This is a genomic window from Streptomyces sp. CB03238 (genome assembly GCF_002099185.1).
Taxonomy (GTDB): Bacteria; Actinomycetota; Actinomycetes; order Streptomycetales; family Streptomycetaceae; genus Streptomyces.
Genome location: NZ_NBCN01000001.1, coordinates 253,238 through 277,056 on the forward strand (window position 1 = coordinate 253,238; position 23,819 = coordinate 277,056).

Annotated in this window: 19 protein-coding genes and 1 pseudogene; 10 read left to right on the forward strand and 10 right to left on the reverse strand. The window is 71.5% G+C overall.

The window, feature by feature from the left end; all coding sequences use genetic code 11:
- Window positions 1-4: 4 nt before the first annotated feature.
- From BKD26_RS01150 to BKD26_RS01160, 3 genes are all read left to right on the forward strand, one after another.
- Window positions 5-352 (forward strand): hypothetical protein, encoded by a 348-nt coding sequence (locus BKD26_RS01150; protein ID WP_084894752.1) that lies wholly within the window; start codon window positions 5-7, stop codon window positions 350-352.
- A 105-nt stretch (window positions 353-457) separates the two neighbouring features.
- Window positions 458-823, forward strand: coding sequence for a hypothetical protein (locus BKD26_RS01155; protein WP_084894754.1), 366 nt, complete (start codon window positions 458-460; stop codon window positions 821-823).
- Between the two features lie 92 nt (window positions 824-915).
- Window positions 916-2,343, forward strand: coding sequence for a S28 family serine protease (locus BKD26_RS01160; protein WP_084894756.1), 1,428 nt, complete (start codon window positions 916-918; stop codon window positions 2,341-2,343).
- Window positions 2,344-2,379: 36 nt separating this feature from the next.
- Here BKD26_RS01160 and BKD26_RS01165 read toward each other — a convergent pair whose 3' ends face one another.
- The 4 genes from BKD26_RS01165 to BKD26_RS01180 all read right to left on the reverse strand — a co-directional run bounded on the left by BKD26_RS01165 (window position 2,380) and on the right by BKD26_RS01180 (window position 6,592).
- The gene (locus tag BKD26_RS01165; RefSeq protein ID WP_084894758.1) at window positions 2,380-2,967 is read right to left on the reverse strand and encodes a hypothetical protein; all 588 of its coding nucleotides are present in this window, start codon (window positions 2,965-2,967) and stop codon (window positions 2,380-2,382) included.
- Window positions 2,968-3,043: 76 nt separating this feature from the next.
- Complete coding sequence (locus BKD26_RS01170; protein ID WP_084894760.1) at window positions 3,044-4,867, reverse strand: glycoside hydrolase family 3 protein; 1,824 nt, start codon at window positions 4,865-4,867, stop codon at window positions 3,044-3,046.
- A 72-nt stretch (window positions 4,868-4,939) separates the two neighbouring features.
- Window positions 4,940-5,524, reverse strand: coding sequence for a hypothetical protein (locus tag BKD26_RS01175; RefSeq protein WP_084894762.1), 585 nt, complete (start codon window positions 5,522-5,524; stop codon window positions 4,940-4,942).
- 159 nt (window positions 5,525-5,683) lie between these two features.
- The gene (locus BKD26_RS01180; RefSeq protein ID WP_084894764.1) at window positions 5,684-6,592 is read right to left on the reverse strand and encodes a LysR family transcriptional regulator; all 909 of its coding nucleotides are present in this window, start codon (window positions 6,590-6,592) and stop codon (window positions 5,684-5,686) included.
- A 92-nt stretch (window positions 6,593-6,684) separates the two neighbouring features.
- On the opposite strand from BKD26_RS01180, the gene BKD26_RS01185 reads away from it, so the two are divergent.
- Window positions 6,685-7,641, forward strand: a complete 957-nt coding sequence (locus tag BKD26_RS01185; protein ID WP_084894766.1) for an EamA family transporter — start codon at window positions 6,685-6,687, stop codon at window positions 7,639-7,641.
- Between the two features lie 81 nt (window positions 7,642-7,722).
- Here the strand turns inward: BKD26_RS01185 and BKD26_RS01190 are convergent, their stop codons facing one another.
- From BKD26_RS01190 to BKD26_RS01200, 3 genes are read right to left on the reverse strand one after another with little or no spacing between them, the layout of a single operon-like run.
- The gene (locus BKD26_RS01190; protein WP_084894768.1) at window positions 7,723-8,517 is read right to left on the reverse strand and encodes a sugar phosphate isomerase/epimerase family protein; all 795 of its coding nucleotides are present in this window, start codon (window positions 8,515-8,517) and stop codon (window positions 7,723-7,725) included.
- Window positions 8,514-9,158: a Uma2 family endonuclease gene (locus BKD26_RS01195; RefSeq protein ID WP_084894770.1), complete on the reverse strand. Its 645-nt coding sequence runs from the start codon at window positions 9,156-9,158 to the stop codon at window positions 8,514-8,516. The genes BKD26_RS01190 and BKD26_RS01195 overlap by 4 nt, the downstream gene beginning before the upstream one ends.
- Before the next feature lie 49 nt (window positions 9,159-9,207).
- The gene (locus BKD26_RS01200; protein ID WP_084894772.1) at window positions 9,208-10,266 is read right to left on the reverse strand and encodes a LacI family DNA-binding transcriptional regulator; all 1,059 of its coding nucleotides are present in this window, start codon (window positions 10,264-10,266) and stop codon (window positions 9,208-9,210) included.
- Window positions 10,267-10,630: 364 nt separating this feature from the next.
- On the opposite strand from BKD26_RS01200, the gene BKD26_RS01205 reads away from it, so the two are divergent.
- From BKD26_RS01205 to BKD26_RS01225, 5 genes are all read left to right on the forward strand, one after another.
- On the forward strand, window positions 10,631-11,782 hold the full coding sequence (locus tag BKD26_RS01205) for a Gfo/Idh/MocA family oxidoreductase (protein WP_084895314.1): 1,152 nt from the start codon (window positions 10,631-10,633) through the stop codon (window positions 11,780-11,782).
- Window positions 11,779-12,921: a dihydrodipicolinate synthase family protein gene (locus tag BKD26_RS01210; protein WP_084894774.1), complete on the forward strand. Its 1,143-nt coding sequence runs from the start codon at window positions 11,779-11,781 to the stop codon at window positions 12,919-12,921. Before BKD26_RS01205 ends, BKD26_RS01210 begins: the two co-directional genes overlap by 4 nt.
- Complete coding sequence (locus BKD26_RS01215) at window positions 12,918-13,730, forward strand: sugar phosphate isomerase/epimerase family protein (protein WP_084894777.1); 813 nt, start codon at window positions 12,918-12,920, stop codon at window positions 13,728-13,730. Before BKD26_RS01210 ends, BKD26_RS01215 begins: the two co-directional genes overlap by 4 nt.
- A 1,714-nt stretch (window positions 13,731-15,444) precedes the next feature.
- Complete coding sequence (locus tag BKD26_RS01220; protein WP_084894779.1) at window positions 15,445-17,676, forward strand: ATP-dependent RecD-like DNA helicase; 2,232 nt, start codon at window positions 15,445-15,447, stop codon at window positions 17,674-17,676.
- 177 nt (window positions 17,677-17,853) lie between these two features.
- On the forward strand, window positions 17,854-19,143 hold the full coding sequence (locus BKD26_RS01225; protein WP_073750987.1) for a citrate synthase: 1,290 nt from the start codon (window positions 17,854-17,856) through the stop codon (window positions 19,141-19,143).
- Window positions 19,144-19,708: 565 nt separating this feature from the next.
- On the opposite strand, the gene BKD26_RS01230 is transcribed toward BKD26_RS01225, so the two are convergent.
- Both BKD26_RS01230 and BKD26_RS01235 read right to left on the reverse strand, forming a co-directional pair.
- Window positions 19,709-20,020: a heavy-metal-associated domain-containing protein gene (locus BKD26_RS01230; RefSeq protein WP_084895316.1), complete on the reverse strand. Its 312-nt coding sequence runs from the start codon at window positions 20,018-20,020 to the stop codon at window positions 19,709-19,711.
- Between the two features lie 123 nt (window positions 20,021-20,143).
- Entirely contained in the window at window positions 20,144-20,794 is a 651-nt protein-coding gene (locus tag BKD26_RS01235) for a TetR/AcrR family transcriptional regulator (RefSeq protein WP_241518468.1), read from the reverse strand.
- A gap of 164 nt (window positions 20,795-20,958) precedes the next feature.
- Between BKD26_RS01235 and BKD26_RS01240 the strand changes: the two are divergent.
- A pseudogene (locus BKD26_RS01240) lies at window positions 20,959-23,160 on the forward strand (MMPL family transporter).
- Here BKD26_RS01240 and BKD26_RS01245 read toward each other — a convergent pair.
- Window positions 23,150-23,743: a GNAT family protein gene (locus BKD26_RS01245; protein ID WP_084894783.1), complete on the reverse strand. Its 594-nt coding sequence runs from the start codon at window positions 23,741-23,743 to the stop codon at window positions 23,150-23,152. The pseudogene BKD26_RS01240 and the gene BKD26_RS01245 sit on opposite strands and share 11 nt — an antisense overlap.
- Window positions 23,744-23,819: the final 76 nt, after the last annotated feature.

Genomic DNA, 23,819 nt, shown 5'->3' on the forward strand with positions numbered 1-23,819 from the left:
GGGCATGAGCACCGACCTGGCCCACTTCGCCGCGCCCTCCCACGCCGCCCTCCGCACGCGCGTCCGCGCGACGATCGCCGCCGTGGCGTTCCTGCCCGCCTGCGCGCTGATCGGGTTCCTGACGCTGTTCTCCGACCGGGCGTCCGGGTGCGTCATCCAGGGCGGCGAGCAGTGCGTGGGCATGCCCGGCTGGGTGTGGCTCTGCAGCGCCCTGGCCGCCGGCGCGCTGTGGGGCGTCGCGCTGTTCACGCCCGACCGCGGGGAGCGGACGGACGCCCTGCGCAAGGGTGCCTTCCGGGCGCAGCTCGGCTTCGAGGCGCTCGCGCTGTTCGCGATCGTCAGCTACGCCTAGGCAACCGTTCGGCGCTCCAGCGCGTCGTACGCACGTACGCTCACGAGGCGAAGAGGAGCAAGCGTGTTCGGTGGGGTGGCTGCGGCCGGGGCAGGACGACTGCTCATGCACATGCTCGCGGTGCTGGTCGCCGCGGCTTTCCTCGTCCTCGCCGGACCCGGCACCCCACGCGCCGACGCGGCGGCCACCGCCTGTCCCGGACGCCTCGTCAAGACGATGGCGTTCAGCACCGGCGAGCTGAGGGTGTACAAGAACCGCCAGTACGCGTGTGCCGTCACCGTCGCGAAGAAGCCCGGCGCCCGCCGCGCCATGTCGGTGTCCATCCAGCCGCGCGGCGGACGCGCCGCCGTCGACGCGGGCGCGTTCACCCGGCAGGCCGGGCCCGTCACCGTACACGCCCTCAACCGCTGCGTCCGTGCGTCCGGCGCCGTCGCGGGCAGGGGCGCCTCCACGGGCTGGATCCTCTGCTGATCCGGTGCTGACCCGACCCAACAGGGTCTGGCGGCAAGCACGTTGATCCCACTAGGTTCGCGGCGACCACCGCAAACCCACGTGGAGGGTGCATGCGCAAAACGCTCAGATGGCTGCTGTCGCTCGTGGTGCTCATAGGCACCGTGAGCGCGGCCGGCACGGCCACCGCCGCCGGTACCGCCGACAGCAGTACGACCACCGAAACGACCGACATCAAGGACCGCGTCCTGGCGATCCCCGGGATGAGCCTCGTCGAGGAGAAGCCCTACCCCGGCTACCGCTACTTCGTCCTCACCTACACCCAGCCGGTCGACCACCGCGACCGCTCCCAGGGCACCTTCCAGCAGCGCCTCACCCTGCTGCACAAGGACACCGCCCGCCCCACCGTCTTCCACACCAGCGGATACGCCGTCAGCACCCGACCCGGCCGGGCCGAGCCGACGCGGATCGTGGACGGCAACCAGGTGTCCATGGAGTATCGGTTCTTCACCCCGTCCCGCCCTCAGCCCGCCGACTGGTCGAAGCTGGACATCTGGCAGGCGGCCAGTGACCAGCACCGTATCTTCACCGCCCTGAAGAAGATCTACGACCGCAAGTGGCTCGCCACCGGTGCCTCCAAGGGCGGCATGACCGCCACGTACTACGAGCGCTTCTACCCCCGCGACATGGACGGCGTCGTCGCGTACGTCGCCCCCAACGACGTGGTGGAGAAGGAGGACGCGGCGTACGACCGGTTCTTCGCGACCGTCTCCACCCAGGAGTGCCGCGACCGGCTGAACGCCCTCCAGCGCGAGGCGCTGGTCCGCCGCGCGCCGCTCCAGGAGAAGTTCCGCACCTGGGCGGAGGCCGAGGGCGCGACGTTCCACACGGTCGGCAGCCTGGACAAGGCGTACGAGGCGGTCGTCCTCGACTTCGTCTGGGGCTTCTGGCAGTACCACACCGAGGCCGACTGCGCCTCCATCCCCGACGCGGCCACCGCTACCGACCAGGCCGTGTACGACACCATCGACACGTACTCCGGCTGGTCGTTCTACAGCGACCAGGGCCTCACGGCGTACACCCCGTACTACTACCAGGCCGCCACCGAACTCGGTTCGCCCAGCATGACGATGGCCCACCTCAAGGGCCTGACCCGGTACGGCTACCAGCCCGCCCGCGACTTCGTGCCGCGTGACATCCCGGTGCGGTTCAAGCCGTGGGTGATGCGTGACGTGGACACCTGGGTGCGTACGCAGGGGCGCGGCATGCTCTTCGTGTACGGCGGGAACGACCCGTGGGGCGCCGAGAAGTTCCGCGTCGACAAGGGCGCGCGGGACTCCTACGTCATGACCGCGCCGGGCGCCAACCACGGCGCGAACGTCGCGGGCCTGACCGAGGCCGAGCGGACGAAGGCCACGGCCCGCATCCTGGCCTGGGCGGGCGTCGCGCCGGCCGACCCGCAGCGCGCGGCGCCGCTGACGACGTACGACCCGCGCCTGGACAAGCGGGAGCTGCGGCGTGAGCTGACGCTGCGCCCGTAAGGCGTACGAGGCGTACGGAGGCTGCGCGCGCACCGCTCACAGGCGGCGCGCGCAGCCCACCGGCCGCTCGCCGCCCAGTTCCACGTACAGATCCGTCGACGCCGGGCACTGCGCCCGCCGCTCCACGGCCTTGACCACCCGGTACTCGGGCCGCTGCCCGCCCGAGCCGTCGCAAACCGTCTCCTTGACCTGCCCCCTGCGGGAGCCGTAGAGGCAGTCCCCGGTGACCGTGTACGGCCCGCCGCCGCCCCCGGGGTCGCCCGGGTGCGGGGGCTGGAGGTTGCGCATGCAGGCGTAGCCCTGCGGCACCGCCCCGTCGCCGTCCTCGTCGGCGGCGGGGCGGTTCTCCGAGACGTGCAGGACGAAGTCGGTGGTCCGGGGGCAGACCGGCCCGTCGGCCGGCGGCCCCGCGTACCGGGTCAGCACTCGCGCCACCGCCCGTTCGCTGCCGCACGGCACCTCGCGGAAGTCCCGGCCGCGGGTGCTGCAGTCGCCGGGGCCGAGGAACAGCGCGCCGTAGCCGGTGGAGGTCTCCTCGAAACCGACAGGTGCGCTGTCGCCGCGCGCACAACTGGTGAGCGCCGCCGCCAACAGCACGGCGCACACCACTCCTTGCCGACGCATGCGAGACCCCCCGATCCTCGCGCCCAGCGTGACCCGCCGTGGCGGGCACACGCCAGACGCGCCCGGGGGTATTGCGCTATTTGTACGTCAGGCCGTAGCCCATCGGATACAGCACCTGGGCCGGATCGTCCGCGCGCTGCACGGGCACGGGCAGTCGCCCTTCCGGCCGCGTTCGGCCCGCGATGACCCGGGCGGCGGCGCGCAGTTCGACGTCGGTCCAGGAGTAGGTGGCGAGCGTGGCGCGCTGGCCGCCGAGGCGGGCGATGTCGTAGGGGTTGCGGATGGCGACCGTGACGACCGGGACGCCGGTGGCGGCGAGTCGGGACACCAGCGTGCGCTGGCCGCTGGTCGCCGAGACGTTGTACGTCCCGACGATCACGGCGTCCTTCCCGGCGGCGGCCGCGACCGCCTCGTCGATCTTCGCGGCGGTCGGGGCGGTGCCGGTGGGCAACGCCGTGGTGGTGAAGCCCAGTTCGGTGAGGGCGCCGGCCAGGGTGGCGGTCGGCGGGCCGGTCGTCCCGGAGGGGGAGGCGACGTCGGCGCCGACGACGAGGAGGTGGGGCTGGGTGCGGGGGCTGAGCGGGAGCAGCCCGTCCTCGTTGAGCAGCAGGGTGGTGGTCCGCTCGGCGATCCGGTCGGCGGTGGCCAGGTGCGGGCGGGTGCCGACGGTGCGGTCGACGGAGTCGTGGGTGACGTACGGATAGGTGAACAGGCCCAGCTTGGCCTTCAGGCGGAGGATGCGGAGAATCGATTCCTCGATCCGGGCCTCGCTGATCTCGCCGCTCTGTACGGCCTTCAGGACGGCGTTCCAGGCCACGGACAGCTTCGGCGGGTTGAGCAGCTGGTCGCAGCCGGCCTTGAGGGCGAGGACGGGGACGCGGTCGTCGCCGTACTTGGTGCGTACGCCCTCCATGCCGAGCGAGTCGGTCACGACGACACCGTCGTACCCGAGTTCCTCACGGAGGATGCCGGTGAGGATGGGGCGGGAGAGGGTGGCGGGGTCCTCGGCCGGGTCGAGGGCGGGCACGACGATGTGCGCCGTCATGATCGAGTCGATGCCGGCGGTGATGGCGGCCCGGAACGGCGGCGCGTCGAGCGTCCGCCACTGCTCGCGGGTGTGGGTGATGGTCGGCAGGCCGTAGTGGCTGTCGACGGACGTGTCGCCGTGCCCGGGGAAGTGCTTGGACGTGGCGGCGATGCCCGCCCGCTGGTAGCCGCTGACCTGGGCGGCGACCATCCCCGCGACGGCCTGCGGGTCGGCGCCGAAGGACCGTACGCCGATGACGGGGTTGGCGGGGTTGACGTTGACGTCGGCGACGGGCGCGTAGTTCTGGCGGATGCCCATGGCGGCCAGCTCGGCGCCGGCCACGTGGGCGGCGCGGCGGGCGTCGGAGCGCGAGCCGCCCGCGCCGAGCGCCATCGCGCCGGGCATGAGGGTCGCGGGTTCCCCTATCCGGGCGACGATGCCGTGCTCCTGGTCGGTGGAGATCAGGACCGGTACGGGCGTCGGCTGTGCGAGCGCGGCGCGCTGGATGCCGTTGGACAGGTCGGCGATCTGGTGCGGGTCGCGGGTGTTGTGGGCCCAGGAGAAGTAGATGATGCCGCCGACGTGGTACGTCGCGATCAGCTCGGCGGCGGTGCGGACCCCGATCTCCTTGAGGTTCGCGTCGATGTCGGCCTGGTCGGGGGCGGTGGCGGAGTGCCCGTACACCCGCATGACGAAGAGCTGACCGACCTTCTCCTCCAGGCTCATGCGCGAGATGAGCCGCTTGAGGCGGTGGTCGTCACCCGCCGCCATGGCGGGGGTGGTGACCCCGGTGACGGCGGCGGCCGCCGCGGCGGCGGTGACGGTGAGGACGGTACGTCTGGAGGGTGTGTGGGGTGTGGCTCGGTGGTGCATGGTGCTCCTTCCGGCCATCCGGATGAAGGAAACTTCCAAGGAGTCACGCATAGCCGGAAAGTAACTGCCAGGTCAAGGACCTGAGCGCACCACGCCGGGAAGGCCGGGCAAGGGGCCCATCCTCGCTGCTTCGTCGATGAGGGCGCGGGCCTTGGCTTCGGCCTGGTCGTACCGTTCGGGAAACGCCGACCGCTGCACGCCCTGCGCGACCTGGCCGGCGGTCCACTCGGGATGGGCGCGGTCGGTCTCGACGGCCCGGACGAAGAACGCGTTGGCCGCGTACGTCACGTCCATGCACTGTTCGCGCGTGCCCCAGCCCTGGCTCGGGCGCTGCTGGAAGACACCGACGGAGTCGAGGTGCCCGCAGGAAAGGTTGTTCATGTGCGACTCGACCCACCCGGCCTCGAAGCCGGCGAGCATGACCTTGTCGTTGACACCCAGTTCGCCGCCGACCCGGTAGACGATCCGGATCACCTCCGGATCGTGGTCGGCAGGTACCGTGCAGGCCGCCGTGTCCCCCAGTTCCGTGGCCGGAATGTGGTCCCCGGGAGGAGGAGGTTCGCTCGTTCCCGCCCAGGCGAGCTGCTGCGGGCCACTCAGTGCCCATACGGCGGCGGACAGACCGCCGGCTTGGACGAAGCTGCGTCTGGACACCATGGGGGAGAACTCCCTTTCCACGCTTTACGGGGCTTTACAGGGCTTTACGGGCTTCACGGGTGCGTTGGTGTGGTCCGCCGCAGCACAGGTTCACACCCGGCCGCCGATCCCCGTGCCACTGTGACGACGTGTCGCCCGGAGCTCCCCCGAAAGCACACGTCAGGCGCGCGCCACGGACGGCCACAGCTCCTGGAGCGTACGTACCGTCTCGGTGATCGCCGGCCGCCGTGCCGCCCCCGCCCGCCACAGCGCGGACAGCCGCCGCTTCGGCACCGGATCCAGGCGTACGGTCGCGACCTCGTCGGGAAGCCTGCCGCGACCCAGGCGCGGCACCAGCGCCACGCCCAGCCCGGCCGCGACGAGGGCCACCTGGGTGTGGTTCTCCTCGGCCTGGTGGACGATGTGCGGCTCGCAGCCCGCCGCCCGCAGCGTCCGCATCAGCCAGTCATGGCACACCGTGCCGGGCGGCTGCGAGATCCACCGCTCGTCCTTCAGCTCCTCGCGCCGTACGGCGTCCCGCTCGGCGAGCGGATGCCCGAGCGGTACGAGGATGTCGCACAGGTCGTCGCCGATGACGGCCTGCTCGACCCCGGGCGGGGCCGGCATCGGCGCGATGTCCCAGTCGTGCGCCACGGCCAGGTCGATCACGCCTCGCGCGACCAGGTCGATCGACAGGTGCGGGTCCACCTCCGACAGGCGGGCGTCCAGCCCCGGATGACGGCGGGCCAGCTCGGCGAGCGCCTGGGGCATCAGCCCGCGCGCCGCACTGGGGAAGCACCCGATCGCCAGCCGCCCGGACGGCAGACCGCGCCGCTCCTCCAGCCGTACCTCCGCCTCCTCGACGAGGGACAGCAACTGCTGTGCCGTCGAGGCCAGTTGCCGCGCCTCATCGGTGAGCCGCACCCCTCGGCCCTGCCGTTCCAGCAGGGTGGTGCGGGTCTCCCGCTCCAGCTTGGCGATCTGCTGCGACACGGCGGACGGGGTGTAGCCGAGCGCGGCCGCGGCGGCGCCGACCGTGCCGTACACCGAGACGGCGTGCAGCGCCCGCAGGCGCGCCAGATCCAGCACAACGGCCCCCCTTTTTTGGTTAGCGGTGCTTCATCCAATCATGAAGCAATCCGCGCTGGTGCTACATGGTCAGGTCCCGGGATGCTCGACGCATGCGCCCTGCCCACATCGCTCTCGCCGCTCTCGTCGCCGCTGCCTGGGGGGTCAACTTCGTCGTCATCGACATCGGCCTCGACCACTTCCCGCCGCTGCTCTTCTCCGCCCTGCGTTTCCTGGCGGCCGCGCTGCCCGCCGTCTTCCTCGTGGGGCGCCCGAAGGTGGCGTGGAAGTGGATCGTCGGCGTGGGGCTGGCACTCGGTGTGGCGAAGTTCGGCCTCCTCTTCACGGGCATGGACCGTGGCGCACCGGCCGGCCTGTCGTCCCTGATCCTCCAGATCCAGGCCGTCTTCACCGCACTGTTCGCCTTCGCGGCGCTCGGCGAACGACCGGGCCGGGTAAGGGCGGTGGGCATGGCCGTCGCGCTCGGCGGGATCGCCGTCGCCGCGGTCGACGAGGGCACGGCCGGGCCACTGCTCGGCTTCTCGCTGTGCATCGCGGCCGCCGTCTTCTGGGGCGTCTCGAACGTCCTGACCCGCAAGGCGTCCCCACCCGACGCGCTGAACTTCATGGTGTGGGTCAGCACCGTGCCCGTACTCCCGCTGCTCGCCCTGTCGCTGCTCCTGGAAGGCCCGTCACGGGACGTGGCCGCACTGCGGTCCCTCGACTGGACCGGCGTCGGCGTCATCGTCTATGTCGCCTGGGTCACCACCATCTTCGGCTTCGGCGCCTGGGGCTGGCTGCTGCGCCGCTACCCGGCGTCCTCGGTGGCCCCCTTCTCCCTGCTGGTGCCGGTGTTCGGCATGTCGTCGGCGGCCCTCTTCCTCGGCGAGCCGGTCACTCCCCTGCGCTGGTGCGCGGCGGCCCTGCTGGTGGGCGGCGTGGCGCTGACGTCGTCGCCGGGGACGCGGGGAGGCAGGGTGGTACGGAGGGCTCCCGGGCCGACGGCCGCGATGCCGCCGAACCCGCCCGCGCGCGTCCCGGACGAGCAGCCGGCGGGGCGACCCGCGTAAGGGCCGTGGCGCACGGGAGCCCTGCCGGGCGCGGCCTGCGCTGGCGCCCGTCATGGACGGGGTCCCGCGGGGTGACCCTGCCTAAGCGATCCCGGCCAGGTACTCCCGCCCCGCCGCCAGCAGCGGCGGGAGGTCGGCCGCCTGGGGGTACCACCGCTTCTCGTACTCCCAGCAGGCCCACGCCGCGCCGTCCCCCGCCCCGTCGTCGCCCAGCAGCGCCAGGCACTCGGCGAGCGGCAGCACCCCGGCGCCGAGGGGGAGCGGAGTGGTGTCCTCCACCGAGGCGATGTCCTTGACCTGGACGTACCCGAGGTACGGCGCCAGCACCGCGTGCGTGGCCGCCGGTGCCTCGCCGGCCGCCCAGGGGTGCATCACGTCCCACAGCGCGCCCACGTTCTTGTGGCCCACCGTCCCCACGATCCGCGCCACGTCCACGCCGGTGCGGTGCGAGTCATGGGTCTCGACCAGGATCCGTACGCCCAGGTCCGCCGCGACCTCCGCCGCCGCGCCCAGCCGCCGGGCCGCCGTCGCGTCCGCCTCCGCCGGGTCCTGGTCGCCACCGCCCGGGAACACCCGGACGTACCGTGCGCCCAGGTCGGCCGCGAGGTACACGAGCCGGTGCAACTCCTCGTACACGGGCTCGTCGTCACCGGCCTCCGCGACCCGCGCGTACCCGGCGACCGCCAGGATCTCCACGCCCTCGCGCGCGAACTCCTCCACCACCGCGCGGCGTTCGTGCGCCACCAGCCCGGGGTGCACCGGCTCCTCCGGGTGGGCGCGCAGTTCCACGCCCTGGTAGCCGCTTCCCACGGCGAGGCGGACGACATCGGGCACCGGCATCCCGGGGACACCGAGAGTGGAGAAGGCGTACTTCACAGGTGCGAGCTCCTCACTGTGTGCTTTCGCGGCTCCCGCGCGGCGGGACGGTCCCGTGCCGGGTCGGCTCTGCGCCGGTCGTGGAGCCGTGGGAAACCGTCCGTCCTGATGGTGATCTCGCGCCCTTCGAGCGGAATCACCAGATCCTGGCCGAAGAGGACTTCCTCGACGTCCTTGTAGGCGCCGGTACGGGTCGGATGCCGGTGGATGGTGCAGGTGCCGTCCGAGGGGTCGACGATCACGTAGGCGGGGATGGCGCACTGGGCGTACATCCGGAACTTCTTGGCGAAGTCATTGTCCCGGGTGGACTTCGAGACCACCTCCAGGACCAGTTCGAGGCTGTGCCACTCGTAGCGGCCGTGGCTGTTGTGCTCCGAACCGGGGGCGATGATCGCGAGGTCGGGCGCGTATCCGTACCGACTGGACGGAAAGTCGATCATGACGTCCGAGAGAATGTCACCACGGCCCGCGAGCTGCTGCTTGATCTGGGGAGCGGCTTCGAGGACGACCTTCCACCGGCTCTCGCTCAGCGGCGTCATGATGATCTTCCCGTCCGTGATCTCCACACGGTAGCCGCCGGGCAGGTTCGCGCCGTCCAGCGCATCCCAGGCGCTGAGCGGGTCCATGGTGATGGTCGTCATGCGGTCCTCCGTATGCCGGTGTGATCCACGATAGCGCCCGGGTGCCGCGCTACCCCCGTGGCCGCCCCGTCGACTCACGGACCATCAGCTCCCCGCCGATCGTCGCGATACCGCCCGGCGGCGGGGCCTCCGTGCCCGTCGCCAGCCGCCCGGCCCGCGCCCCCGCCTCGTACAGCGGCAGTCGTACGGTGGTGAGCGCGGGCACCGCGTCCACCGAGAACGGCAGGTCGTCGAAGCCCGCCACGGAGATGTCGTCCGGGATGCGCAGCCCCTGGTCGCGCAGCGCGGCGCAGGCGCCGAGCGCGACCGTGTCGTTGGCGGCGACGATCGCGGTCAGGTCCGGGTCGCGCCGCAGCAGCTCCAGCGTCGCGTCGTACCCGGAGCGCCGGTCGTACGGCCCGTGCACGGTGAACCGGTCCGGGTGTTCGAGCCCGGCCGCGTCCATCGCGGCGCGGTGGCCCTCCAGGCGGTGGCGGGTGGTGGTGCGCTCGGCGGGACCGGCGACGTACCCGATCCGCCGGTGGCCCAGCGTCAGCAGATGCTCCGTCAGCCGCCGACCGCCGCCCCGGTTGTCGAACGTCAGCGCGGCGGCGATGGCGTCGCCCGCCGCCGGTACCGGTGGCCGCCCGCACAGCACCACCCGGGTTCCGGCGTCCGCGAGCCTGGCCAGCTTGGCGGCCATGGCCGCGATGTGGTCCGCGTCCTCCACGGCGCCTCCGGTCAGGACGACGGCGGCCGCGCGCTGGCGCTGGAGGAGGGTCAGGTAGGTCAGCTCCCGCTCGGGGGAGCCGCCGGTGTTGCAGACGACGGCGAGCTTCTCGCCGCCCGCCCGGCCCGACGCGCCTTCGCCGATCGCGTGCTGCGCAGCGCCGGCCATGATCCCGAAGAACGGGTCGGCGATGTCGTTGACGAGGATGCCGACCAGGTCGGAGGTGGCGGCGGCGAGCGCGCTGGCGGGGCCGTTCAGGACGTAGTCCAGCTCGTCGACCGCGCGCAGCACCCGCTCCCGGGTGGAGGCCGCGACCGGGTAGTTGCCGTTCAGGACGCGGGAGACGGTGGCCGGGGACACCCGGGCGCGCGCCGCCACATCGGCCAGGGTGACTGTCATCGCGTTCCTCCGAGGAGAGTCGGGCCAGGCCCTTGTACGGGCCGCTGTCGGCAGGCTAGCGTCATCCCTCGTAGAAAGCGCTTGCTACGACGTTGTCCGGGCAAGACTCCCGCAGGCGAACCGCTCGCGGGGAACCGCGTCCCACGGCGTCGCACCCTCGGCGCCGACCACACCGGCGGGGTCGGTCACCCGGCGTCGACCACCGCGCCGGTCAGGCGGCGTCGGACCACCCGACGCCGGACCCCGGCGCCGACCACCCGATGGCCGGACCACCCGACGCCGGACCCCCGGCGTCGACCACCCGATGGCCGGACCACCCGACGCCGACCACTCGGCGTCGAGCGACTACACATGGAGGACCTTCGTGTCACGCAGAACCGTGCGGATCGCCATGAACGGCGTCACAGGGCGGATGGGCTACCGGCAGCACCTGGTGCGCTCCATCCTCGCGATCCGCGACCAGGGCGGCCTCGACCTCGGCGACGGCCAGGTCCTGTGGCCCGAGCCCGTCCTCGTCGGCCGCCGCGAGCACGCCCTGCGCGAGCTCGCCGACCGCCACGGGCTGACCGAATGGTCCACCGACCTCGACGCGGTCCTCGCCGACGAGACCACGGACGTCTACTTCGACGCCCAGGTCACCTCCGCCCGCGTCGACGCCCTCACCAGGGCGATCGCGGCCGGCAAGCACATCTACACCGAGAAGCCGACCGCCACTGACACCGTCGGCGCCCTGGAACTCGCCCGCCTGGCCCAGGCCGCCGGCATCAAGCACGGCGTCGTCCAGGACAAGATCTTCCTCCCCGGCCTGCTCAAGCTGAAGCGCCTCATCGACGGCGGCTTCTTCGGCGAGATCCTCTCCGTACGCGGCGAATTCGGCTACTGGGTCTTCGAGGGCGACTGGCAGGACGCCCAGCGCCCCTCCTGGAACTACCGCGCCGAGGACGGCGGCGGCATCGTCGTCGACATGTTCCCGCACTGGGAGTACGTACTCCACGAGCTGTTCGGCCGCGTGACCAGCGTGAGCGCCCACGTCACCACGCACGTCCCGCAGCGCTGGGACGAGAACGGCAAGCCGTACGCCGCCACCGCCGACGACGCCGCGTACGGCATCTTCCAGCTGGCCGGCGGCGCCGTCGCGCAGATCAACTCCTCCTGGGCGGTACGCGTCCACCGCGACGAGCTCGTCGAGTTCCAGGTCGACGGCACCCACGGATCGGCCGTCGCCGGACTGCGCGGCTGCCGCGTCCAGCACCGCTCCGTCACACCGAAGCCCGTGTGGAACCCGGACATCCCCGTCACGGAGGCGTTCCGCGACCAGTGGCAGGAGGTGCCCGACAACACCGAGTTCGACAACGGCTTCAAGGCCCAGTGGGAGCTGTTCCTGCGCCACGTGGCACTCGACGAGCCGTACCACTGGGACCTGCTCGCGGGCGCGCGCGGCGTACAGCTCGCCGAGCTGGGCCTGAAGTCCTCGGCGGAGGGCCGCCGTTACGACGTACCGGAGCTGTCGCTGTGACGATCCGACTCCCGCACGGCACGTACGAGCCCCGTACCGAGCCCGCCGCCTTCGCCCCGACCGGCGTACCTCTGGCCTCCCGTACGGTCTTCTCCGCCGCCCACGTCGTGGCCGACCCGTACGCGGACGTGTCCCCCGACTCGCCGGCGGCCGTCGACTGGGACGCCACCCTCGCCTTCCGCCGCCACCTCTGGTCGCACGGGCTGGGCGTCGCCGAGGCCATGGACACCGCCCAGCGCGGCATGGGCCTGGACTGGGCGGGCGCGGCCCAGCTCATCCGCCGCTCGGCCGCCGAGGCGAAGGCGGTCGGCGGCCGGATCGCGGCGGGCGTCGGCACGGACCAGCTGACCGGCCCGGCGGACCTGGCCACCGTACGCACCGCGTACGAGGAACAACTGGCCCTCGTCGAAGACACCGGCGCGCAACCCATCCTGATGGCGTCCCGCGCCCTCGCGGCGGCCGCCCGCACCCCCGACGACTACGTCACCGTCTACACCCACCTCCTGCGCCAGGCCTCCGAACCCGTCATCCTCCACTGGCTGGGACCGATGTTCGACCCGGCGCTGGAGGGCTACTGGGGCTCGGCGGACCTGGACGCCGCCACCGACACCTTCCTGGACGTCATCGCCGAACACCCGGACAAGGTCGACGGCATCAAGGTGTCCCTGCTGGACGCGCGGCGCGAGGTCGACCTGCGCCGCCGCCTCCCGGACGGCGTGCGCTGCTACACCGGCGACGACTTCCACTACCCCGAACTGATCGCGGGCGACGACCACGGCTTCAGCCACGCCCTGCTCGGCATCTTCGACCCGCTCGGTCCGCTGGCGGCGGAGGCGGTACGGGTGCTGGACACCGGCGACACCGACGGCTTCCGCAAGGTCCTCGACCCGACCGTCCCCCTGTCCCGGCACCTCTTCCAGGCGCCGACGCGCTTCTACAAGACGGGCGTGGTGTTCCTCGCCTGGCTGGCCGGCCACCAGGACCATTTCACGATGGTCGGCGGCCTGCAGTCGGCGCGCTCGATCCCGCACCTGGCGAAGGCGTACGAAATGGCCGACGGACTGGGCCTGTTCCCGGACCCGGCGCTGGCGGAGTCCCGCATGAAGTCCCTGCTGACGGTGTACGGAGTCGAGCAATGAGTGGTCTGACCCGCTTCAGCATCAACCAGATGACCGTCAGGCAACTGTCGTTGCCCGAGCTGACGGCGGCCTGCGTCCGCCTCGGCATCCCCGGCATCGGCCTGTGGCGTGAGCCGGTCGCCGCGTACGGCCTGGAAGCCACCGCCAAGCTCGTACGCGACGCCGGGCTGGCCGTCACCACCCTGTGCCGGGGCGGCTTCTTCACCACCGCCGCCGACCTGGACGACAACCGCGCGGCCGTCGACGAGGCGGCCACCCTCGGCACCGACACCCTGGTCCTGGTCTCCGGCGGCCTCCCGCCGGGGGAGAAGGACCTGCCGGCCGCCCGCGCTCGTATCGCGGACGCACTCGCCGAACTCGCCCCGTACGCCGCCGAGCGGGGCATCCGGCTCGCGATCGAGGCCCTGCACCCCATGTACGCGGCCGACCGCTGCGCCATCTCCACGCTCGACCAGGCCCTCGCCCTGGCCGAGCCCTTCCCGTCCTCCCAGGTCGGCGTCGTCGTCGACACGTACCACATCTGGTGGGACGACCGCGCCCCGGCGGCCGTCGCCCGCGCGGGCGAGCAGGGCCGCATCCACTCCTTCCAGCTCGCCGACTGGACCACCCCCCTGCCGGCCGGCGTCCTCAACGGCCGTGGCCAGCTCGGCGACGGCACCATCGACCTGCGCGCCTGGCGCCGGCTGGTCGACGCGGCGGGCTACACCGGCCCCATTGAGGTGGAGCTGTTCAACGACACCCTCTGGGCGCGGGACGGGGTGGAGGTCCTGGAGGAGACGGCGGCGAGGTTCGTGTCGGAGGTGCTCTGAGACTGCCGGCCGCGCCCGTACAACCCTCCCGCCACGACGCGAGTCGTACCTGGCATCGGGGCTTCCGGGGGGATCCGGGGGGATTGAGGAAGCCCTGCCGGAGGGGGGAGAGCGCGGGGCCCGGTCCACGGACCGGGCCCTCCAGCGCCGGGGTGGGCGTGCTGGTCATGGTGGGCGTGTGGGCCGCCCTCTCTCCGAGTGTGGCGGGCTGCGGCGGCCTGTAAAGGGCGCTTCGCGTCGGCTTCGCCGATGGGCTTCGCCCACCCTTGACAGGCCGCCTCCGCCCGCCTTTTCCCGCTCGGAGGGCGGCCCGGGGGAACGGGTCCAGGAGGGGCCGCCCCGTCCCCCTTCCGTGGTGGCCGGGAGGCGGGTGCCGGAGGGGGCGCGGCAGTGGAATGGGGTTCTCGCTCTCGGTTCAGCGGCGGACGGCCGTCTGTCGGCTGAGGCACAGGACCTCGCTCCGGTGGGTGGTGGGTGCGCCCGAGTGGCATGGGGCTTCCGGGCTGGGTTCGGCGGCTGCGGGTGGGTGAGAGGTCGGGGTTCAGGCGGGTGGCTGGGGCGGGGTGGGGGCTGGGCCCGGGCCCGGGTGAAGCCGCCCGGGAGCCGGGGGCGGGGATCGCCCCTCCAGCCACACCCGTACCGCCGCACCGGAGTTGTGGGCGGGATGGGACACCTCCCTGCCGTGGTCGCCGGCCCCCTGGGTGTCCCACACTGCCCACAACTCGCCTGCCCAGGTGCCGGTGTGGCGGAGGGGGCAGGTGGGGCGTTCCCGTGAGGCTGGCGGTGCGGGTGAGGACACCGGGAGCAGCACGGGGGCAGCGACGCAGCTCTCCGGACCGGCGCGACGCCCGACCGCATGCCCGGCCGAGCCCCTGCCCCGGCCCGGATCGGTGCGCGGCCCCGGGCGCGGGGGCCGGGCGGGAGTCAGGCCCCGCCCGCAGCAGCCAGCCCGACGTCCCGCCCTTCCCAGCCGCCTGGACCCCGCTCCGCTGCGCCACGTGCCCACCGGCCTGCCTCTTCGCCCCCTCCAGCCACACCCGTACCGCCTCACCGGAGTTGTGGGCGGTGTGGGACACCCAGAGGCCCGACGCCCATCGCCGGAAGGTGTCCTATACCGCCCACAACTCCCCGAACCTGGCGCCGGGGAACACCACGGGGCACCCCGCGGGCGCCAGGCCCCCCGCCAGGGCAACACCCAGGCCCAGCCCCGCACCTACCCCGGCCACCTGCCTGAACCCTGCCCCCTCACCCGCCCGCAGTCGCCGAGCCGGGCCCGGATGCCCCATGCCACTGCCGCGCACCCACCACCCACCGGAGCGAGGTCTTGTACCGCAACCCAGAGACGGCGGCCTGCCGCCAAGCTGTGCCGCCACCGCCCCATTCCACTGCCGCGCCTGCCCCGGCCGGGCCACCTCGGCCACGAACGCCGGCAAAGCAGTGCGCCCCCCCGGATGCCCGCTCCCCGGGGCCGCCCTCCGAGAGAAAACGCGCGGGCGGAGGCGGCCTGTCAAGGGTGGCCGTAGGCCATCGGCGAAGCCGACGCGAAGCGCCCTTGACAGGGTGCCGGAGCCCGCGACTCTCGGGAGGGAGGGCGGCCCGGAACGGCAACCATGAACAGAAGGCCCACCACCAGTCCCCAGTCGGGCCGGGGGCCTGGCCCCGGAGTTGTCCACAGGCCCGCCGCGCTGTCCGAGCTGCCGGGTAGCGTCGGGGCATGTCCAATCTGGCAGTGGTCGAAGGGGTCCTTGAGCGGATCACGTACGCCAATGAGGAGACCGGCTACACCGTGGCCCGGGTCGACACCGGGCGCGGTGGCGGGGATCTCCTCACGGTGGTCGGCTCGCTGCTCGGCGCGCAGCCGGGCGAGTCGCTGCGCATGGAGGGCCGTTGGGGGTCGCACCCGCAGTACGGCAAGCAGTTCACGGTGGAGAACTACACGACCGTCCTGCCGGCCACCATTCAGGGCATCCGGCGTTACCTCGGCTCCGGCCTGATCAAGGGCATCGGACCACGTATCGCCGAGCGGATCGTCGACCATTTCGGCGTCGAGACGCTCGACGTCATCGAGCAGGAGCCGAAGCGGCTCATCGAGGTGCCGGGTCTCGGGCCGAAGCGGACGAAGCTGATCGGTGCCGCGTGGGAGGAGCAGAAGGCGATCAAGGAGGTGATGGTCTTCCTCCAGGGGGTGGGGGTCTCGACCTCCATCGCGGTGCGGATCTACAAGAAGTACGAGGACGCCTCGATCTCCGTGGTGAAGAACCAGCCGTACCGGCTGGCCGCCGACGTGTGGGGGATCGGGTTCCTCACCGCCGACCGGATCGCGCAGGCCGTCGGGATTCCACACGACAGTCCGGAGCGCGTCAAGGCCGGGCTGCGGTACGCCCTGTCGCAGTCCACCGACCAGGGGCACTGTTTCCTGCCGGAGGAGCAGCTGATCGCCGACGCGGTGAAGCTGCTCCAGGTCGACACGGGCCTGGTCATCGAGTGCCTGGCCGAGCTGGCGGCCGACGAGGAGGAGGGCGGGATCGTACGGGAGCAGGTGCCCGGCTCCGAGGGGCAGCCGGTCACCGCTGTCTATCTTGTTTCCTTCCACCGGGCCGAGCTCTCCCTGGCCGCACAGCTGCAGCGGCTGCTGCGCGGCGCCGAGGACCGCATGCCGGTCTTCCGGAACGTGGCCTGGGACAAGGCGCTGGCGTGGCTCGCGGACCGTACGGGGGCGGAGCTGGCGCCCGAGCAGGAGGAGGCCGTCCGGCTGGCGCTCACCGAGAAGGTCGCCGTCCTCACCGGTGGCCCCGGCTGCGGCAAGTCCTTCACGGTCCGGTCGATCGTGGAGCTGGCCCGGGCCAAGAAGGCGAAGGTGATCCTCGCGGCGCCCACCGGCCGCGCGGCCAAGCGGCTGGCGGAGCTGACGGGCGCGGAGGCGTCCACGGTGCACCGGCTGCTGGAGCTGAAGCCGGGCGGGGACGCGGCGTACGACCGGGACCGGCCGTTGGACGCCGACCTGGTGGTGGTCGACGAGGCGTCCATGCTGGACCTGCTGCTGGCCAACAAGCTGGTCAAGGCGGTGGCGCCGGGGGCGCACCTGCTCCTGGTGGGCGATGTGGACCAGTTGCCGAGCGTCGGTGCCGGCGAGGTGCTCAGCGATCTGCTGGCTCCGGACAGCCCGGTCCCCTCCGTGCGGCTGACGCGGATCTTCCGGCAGGCCCAGCAGTCCGGTGTCGTCACCAACGCCCACCGGATCAACTCCGGTCAGCACCCGATCACTTCGGGGTTGCCGGACTTCTTCCTGTTCCTCACCGAGGACACGGAGGAGGCGGGCCGGCTCACCGTGGACGTCGCGGCCCGCCGCGTACCGGCGAAGTTCGGCCTCGACCCGCGCCGGGACGTGCAGGTCCTGGCGCCGATGCACCGGGGCCCGGCGGGGGCGGGCACTTTGAACGGCCTCCTCCAGCAGGCCGTCACCCCGTCGCGGCCGGACGTCCCCGAGAAGAGGTTCGGCGGCCGGGTCTTCCGCGTTGGCGACAAGGTCACTCAGATTCGCAACAATTACGAGAAGGGGACGAACGGGGTCTTCAACGGCACGGTCGGCGTGGTCACCTCGCTGAACGTGGACGAGCAGCGGCTGACGGTGCTGACGGACGAGGACGAGGAGGTGCCGTACGACTTCGACGAGCTGGATGAGCTGGCGCACGCGTACGCGGTCACGATCCACCGCTCGCAGGGCAGCGAGTATCCGGCGGTGGTGATCCCGGTCACCACTGGGGCGTGGATGATGCTCCAGCGGAATCTGCTGTACACGGCCGTCACGCGCGCGAAGAAGCTGGTCGTGCTCGTCGGCTCGCGCAAGGCGATCGGGCAGGCGGTCCGTACCGTTTCCGCCGGCCGGCGCTTTACCTCACTGCGTCATCGGCTGAAAGGTGAGGTGCGGGTGGGAAAGATCACCTAGGGATCATCCGGACTTTCGCAACCGGGGCGAAGGGGGCAGGATGAGCAGGTTGACGGCACTGAGTGCCGCCAATTGGCCGAATGGTCGACCCCGAGTGCACTCTGCTGGGCCAAGTGGGGGATGGTAGAGACAGTCAGGGCACCTCGAAGAAGAGGCACTACGTCGGTGAGGGATGACGTGAGCGACAACTCTGTAGTACTGCGGTACGCGGACGGTGAATACACCTACCCGGTGGTCGAGAGCACCGTCGGTGACAAGGGCTTCGACATCGGGAAGCTCCGAGCCCAGACCGGTCTGGTGACCCTGGACAGTGGATACGGCAATACCGCCGCCTACAAATCCGCGATCACCTACCTGGACGGCGAGCAGGGCATCCTGCGGTACCGCGGTTACCCCATCGAGCAGCTGGCGGAGCGCTCCACCTTCCTCGAGGTGGCGTACCTGCTGATCAACGGCGAGCTTCCCAAGGTCGACGAGCTGGCGGCCTTCCGGAACGAGATCACGCAGCACACGCTGCTGCACGAGGACGTCAAGCGGTTCTTCGACGGCTTCCCGCGCGACGCCCACCCGATGGCGATGCTGTCCTCGGTCGTCAGCGCGCTGTCGACGTTCTACCAGGACAGCCACAACCCGTTCGACGAGAAGCAGCGCCACCTGTCCACGATCCGGCTGCTGGCCAAGCTCCCGACGATCGCGGCGTACGCGTACAAGAAGTCGATCGGCCACCCGTTCGTCTACCCGCGCAACGACCTGTCGTACGTCGAGAACTTCCTGCGCATGACCTTCTCGGTCCCGGCCCAGGAGTACGAGCTGGACCCGGTCGTGGTCTCGGCCCTCGACAAGCTGCTCATCCTGCACGCGGACCACGAGCAGAACTGCTCGACCTCGACCGTGCGCCTGGTGGGCTCGTCGCAGGCCAACATGTTCGCCTCGATCTCCGCCGGCATCTCGGCCCTGTGGGGCCCCCTGCACGGTGGCGCGAACCAGTCGGTGCTGGAGATGCTCCAGGGCATCCAGGCCAATGGCGGCGATGTCGACTCCTTCATCAACAAGGTGAAGAACAAGGAGGACGGCGTTCGCCTGATGGGCTTCGGCCACCGGGTGTACAAGTCCTTCGACCCCCGCGCCAAGATCATCAAGGCGGCGGCGCACGACGTCCTCTCGGCGCTCGGCAAGTCCGACGAGCTGCTGGACATCGCGCTGAAGCTGGAGGAGCACGCGCTCTCCGACGACTACTTCGTGTCGCGCAACCTCTACCCGAACGTCGACTTCTACACGGGTCTGATCTACCGGGCGATGGGCTTCCCGACCGAGATGTTCACGGTTCTCTTCGCGCTGGGCCGGCTGCCGGGCTGGATTGCCCAGTGGCACGAGATGATCAAGGAGCCGGGCTCCCGCATCGGCCGCCCGCGCCAGATCTACACGGGCGAGGTCCTGCGCGACTTCGTCCCGGTCGAGAGCCGCTGAGGCGAACGCCACTGACGGCCACGCTGCCGGGCGCCCGCTGACGGACCTGCTGCCGGGCGCCCGCCGAGCGCGCGCTGAAGGGCGCCCCGGGTAGCGAGAAGCGCCCCGCCGCCGATCCCCCCACGGGTCGGCGAGCGGGGCGCTTCCCATATCCCCGGAACGGATTCCCCCCACGGGATCCGGGTCCGGGCGTCTGCCGGTTTCAGCAGAAGCTCGCGATGCGATCTGCCGGGGTACGTACGGGAGGGCCGCTCAAAGCTCCCCGGTGCACGTGCCCCGGCCAACGCTTGCCTGGGACGTCCCCCAAGACATCCCATGAACGTCCCCCAAGACGTTCGTGGCATCGCCCATTTAGACTTGCGAGCCGTCCAAATGGTTACCCCCAAATATCTGTGATCTAGGTCTCTTTGTGAAGGTCCTGTGAGTCACGTGAAGGTGAAATCACGTGGAGGTGCGGGGTCAGAGACGGACAGTCACCGCAAAGGCGGAGGAAATGACCATGGCCGGGCCGGGCCGCCCGTCGTCGCGGTGCGGCCCGTCCCGGCCGGAGTGGTCGTCTCGGGCGTCAGGCCTGGCCGACGAGCTCGTACCCCGCCTCGTCGACCGCCGCGCGGACCTCGGCCTCGTCCAGGGCTGCTGCGGAGACGACGGTGACCAGGCCCGTCGCGGCGACGGCCTTGACGGAGGTGACGCCGGCGATCGCGGAGATCTCCTCGGTCACGGCGCCCTCGCAGTGGCCGCACGTCATGCCCCGTACCTCGTAGACGGTGGTGATGCCGCCGGTCTCGGCGTCGGCCGCGCTGTCGTGGCAGGAGCCGGCGGGCGAGCAGCAGGAGCCGGTGGCCTGGGGAAGCTCGGTCCTCGTCTCGGCGGTCATGGTGTTCTCCTCTTCGGTCGGAGTCGTGGTGCGGCAGCGGCCCATGCGGCGCAAGGGAACGCCGTGGCGCCCTGACGTACTCACTGTATACCCCTAGGGGGTATGAATTCCAGTGATGCCACCTCAGCGCGCCGCCGGCCGGGCGGCTTCACCGATGACGGGGTCGAGGTATCGGACCATCATCCGCTTCAGCTCCTCGATGTACGCGTCCCGCTCGATGCCCGCGTGGCCCAGGACCAGGACCAGGCCCCCCTTGAACACGGCGAGCGTCATGCCGGCGATGCGGCTCCGCTCGTCGGCGGGCATGTCCGGGCGGTAGTGGCCGAGCAGCTCCTGGATGCGGGAGATGAGCGAGTCGTGCAGCGCGTCGTGCTCCTCGGTGATCCGGCCCGGGATGTCGGAGCCGTGCATCAGAGCGAAGAAGGCGGGGTTCGCGCAGTTGAACTCGATCATCGGGTCGAGGATCGCGTCCAGCATGTCGGGCAGTGGCAGGTCGAAGTTGGCCGGCGTGAATGCCTGGCCGTGTGCCTCGCGCATCCGGTGCAGCAGGCGCTCGCCGAGCTCGATGGCGATGGCTTCCTTGTTGGGGAAGTACTGGTAGAGCGTGCCGGGGGACACGCTCGCCTCGCGGGCGATGGCGTTGGTGCTGGCGGCGGTGTATCCGGTGGTCGCGAAGACCTGCGCGGCGGCCTCCAGCAACTGTGCGATGCGCCGCTCCCCGCGTGCCTGTCGGCGGCGCGGCTTGCCCTCGGTCGGCCCTGTGGCTTCCGGCACGACAATCCCCAGCTTTCTCGGTCTGGTTGACAAACGCGAGAGGTCGCTCGCATTCTTGAGTAACGCGAGCGAAGACTCGTGTTTGCCAGTTTATGGCAACAGGACGATCTGTGACTCGTGCCACGAGCACGAGTCACAGGTCACGGTGAAGGGGACACCGCGTCATGTCCGAAGTCAACGGCGCGCCCGCCCGTGGCGGCGCACTCCGGTTCGCCACCGCGCGGCCGCGGCTGACACTGCTGATCGCGCTGGTGATCACGGCGCTGGCGGTGTTCGCCGGCGGCGGGGTGGCCGACCGCATGGGGAGCGGCGGCTGGGAGGACCCGGACTCCACGTCCGCGTACGCCATGAAGGCCCTGGAGCGGGAGTTCCCCGCCTCACAGCCCAACCTGCTGCTCCTCGTCGACAGCGGACGGGCGGGGGTGGACGATCCGGAGGTGGCGGCCCAGGCACAGCGCCTCGCCGAGCGGCTCGCCGCCGAGCCCGGGATCACCGGCGTCGGGTCGTACTGGCAGACGGGCTCGCCGGCGCTCAGGGCGGAGGACGGGCGCTAGGCGCTGATCGCGGCGCGTATCGAGGGCGACGAGAAGACGGCGGGGGAGACCCTCGAGCGGATGGCCCCGGCGTTCCGGGGCACGCACGGGCCGGTGGAGGTCTCCGTCGGCGGGCCCGTCGCCGTACGGCACGAGATGCAGGTGATCATCCAGGACGACTTGCTGCGCGCTGAGCTGATCGCCCTTCCGGTGACGCTGGTGCTCCTCGTGATGGTCTTCGGCAGCGCCGTCGCCGCCCTGCTGCCGCTGGGCATCGGCATCGTCGCCATCCTCGGGACCAACGCCGTGCTGCGCGGGCTCACCGAGTTCACTGATGTGTCGGTTTTCGCGATGAACCTCACCACCGCCCTGGGACTCGGACTCGCCATCGACTACGCCCTGTTCGTGGTGCGGAGGTTCCGTGAGGAGGTGGCCGCCGGCGTCGGCCCCGGTGCTGCGGTGGCCACGACGCTGCGGACCGCCGGGCGCACGGTGCTCTTCTCGGCGCTGACGGTGGCCGTGTCCCTCGCCGCGATGCTCGTCTTCCCGCAGTACTTCCTGCGCTCCTTCGCGTACGCCGGCATTGCGGTGGTGCTGTTGGCGGCCGCCGCCGCGCTGATCCTGCTGCCGGCCGCACTGCTGTTGCTCGGCCACCGGGTCAACGCGCTGGATCTGCGCCGCCTGTTCGGGCGGAGGCCGGGGAGGGCCGCGGGCGCGGGGTGGGGGCGGATGGCGGCGCTGGTGATGCGCAGGGCGCCCCTCTTCGCGGTGGGCACGGCCGCCGGGCTGGTGCTGCTGGGACTGCCGTTCCTGGGCGTGAAGTTCGGTACGGCCGACGACCGTCAGCTGCCGTCGAGTGCCGAGTCCCGGGTCGTCCAGGACCACATACGGGACGGCTTCCCGGGTAGTCCGGGCGGCGGGCTGGAGGTCCTCGCCGAGGGGCGGGCCTCGGCCGCGCAGTACGCCGAGTACCGCGACCGGATCGCCGGCCTCCCCGGCGTGCTGCGGGTGGACGGGCCGGTGACATCGGGGACGTACGCGTACTTCTCGGTGCAGCCCGAGGGGGAGGCCGTGGGTGAGGAGACTCAGCGGCTCGTGCGGGCACTGCGCGGGCAGGCGGCGCCGTTCGACACATCGGTGACCGGGGCGGCGGCCGTGCTGGTCGACTCCAAGGACGCCATAGCCGACCGGCTGCCCTGGGCCGTGGGCATCGTCGTGGTGGTCACCCTCCTGCTGGTCTTCCTGCTCTCCGGCAGTGTGCTGATACCGCTCCAGGCGGTCCTGCTGAACGCGTTGAGCCTCACGGCGATGTTCGGTGCGATGGTGTGGGTCTTCCAGGACGGCCATCTGTCCGGGCTCCTGGGCTTCACCCCCACCGGGGACATCGAAACGACGCTGCCGGTGCTGATGTTCTGCGTCGCCTTCGGGCTCTCCATGGACTACGGGGTGTTCCTGCTCTCCCGCATCAAGGAGGAGTACGACACCACGGGCGACCATGAGCATGCCGTACGGTTCGGGCTCCAGCGCACCGGCGGACTGATCACCGCGGCGGCCGTGATCCTGGCGGTGGTGATGGTGGCCATCGGCACCTCCCGGGTGACCAACACCAAGATGCTGGGCCTGGGTGTCGCCCTGGCCGTGGTGATGGACGCGATGGTGGTGCGCAGCCTGCTCGTCCCGGCCGTGATGAGACTGACCGGACGGGCCACCTGGTGGGCGCCGGCCCCGCTGCGGGCCCTGCACGCCAGGTTCGGGCTCAGCGAGGGCGAGATACCGGCACCGGCACCGGTGCCCCAGCCGGCTCCCGAGCCCGAGCCGGCCATCAGGAGCTGACGGAGGGCGCCGTCTCCGGGTGGCCCCGGTGCACGGCCCACTCACGGGCCAGGACGGACATGGTGAGCGAGTCGATCCACTGGCCCCTGTGCCACAGCGCCTCCCGCTCCACGCCCTCCCGGACGAAGCCGGCCTTCTCGTAGACCCGGATCGCACGCGGGTTGAAGACGAAGACACCCAGGGAGATCCGGTTCAGGCCCAGCTGCTCGAAGCCGTGCGCCAGGAACAACCGGATCGCCTCGGTCCCCAAGCCCCGGTTACGTCCCCGTGGGCCGATGAGGGTGCGGAAGTTGCAGCTGCGGTTCGGCTCGTCCCATTCGTTGAAGACCAGCTCGCCCACCATCTCCCCGGAGGCCTGGTCGACGAGGGCGAGGTCGCGCCGGTCCGACTGCTCGCCCCGGGAGCCGTACCAGGAACGGAGGTAGTCGAGGGAGAGGGGCGGCTCGTCGGCGGGGATGCCGGTGAACGTCAGCACGTCCGGATCGTGGAGGATCTCCGCGAACACGGCGGCGTCCTCCTCGGTGACCGGCCGCAGCACCACACGGTCGCCGGTGAGGGTGGGCTTGACGGAGAAGTCGCTCATCCGGCGATCCTCTGGCCCCGGTGCGGCACGGACAAGGGATTTATGCGGCCGGCCCCGCACCGGGGAGGTACGGGGC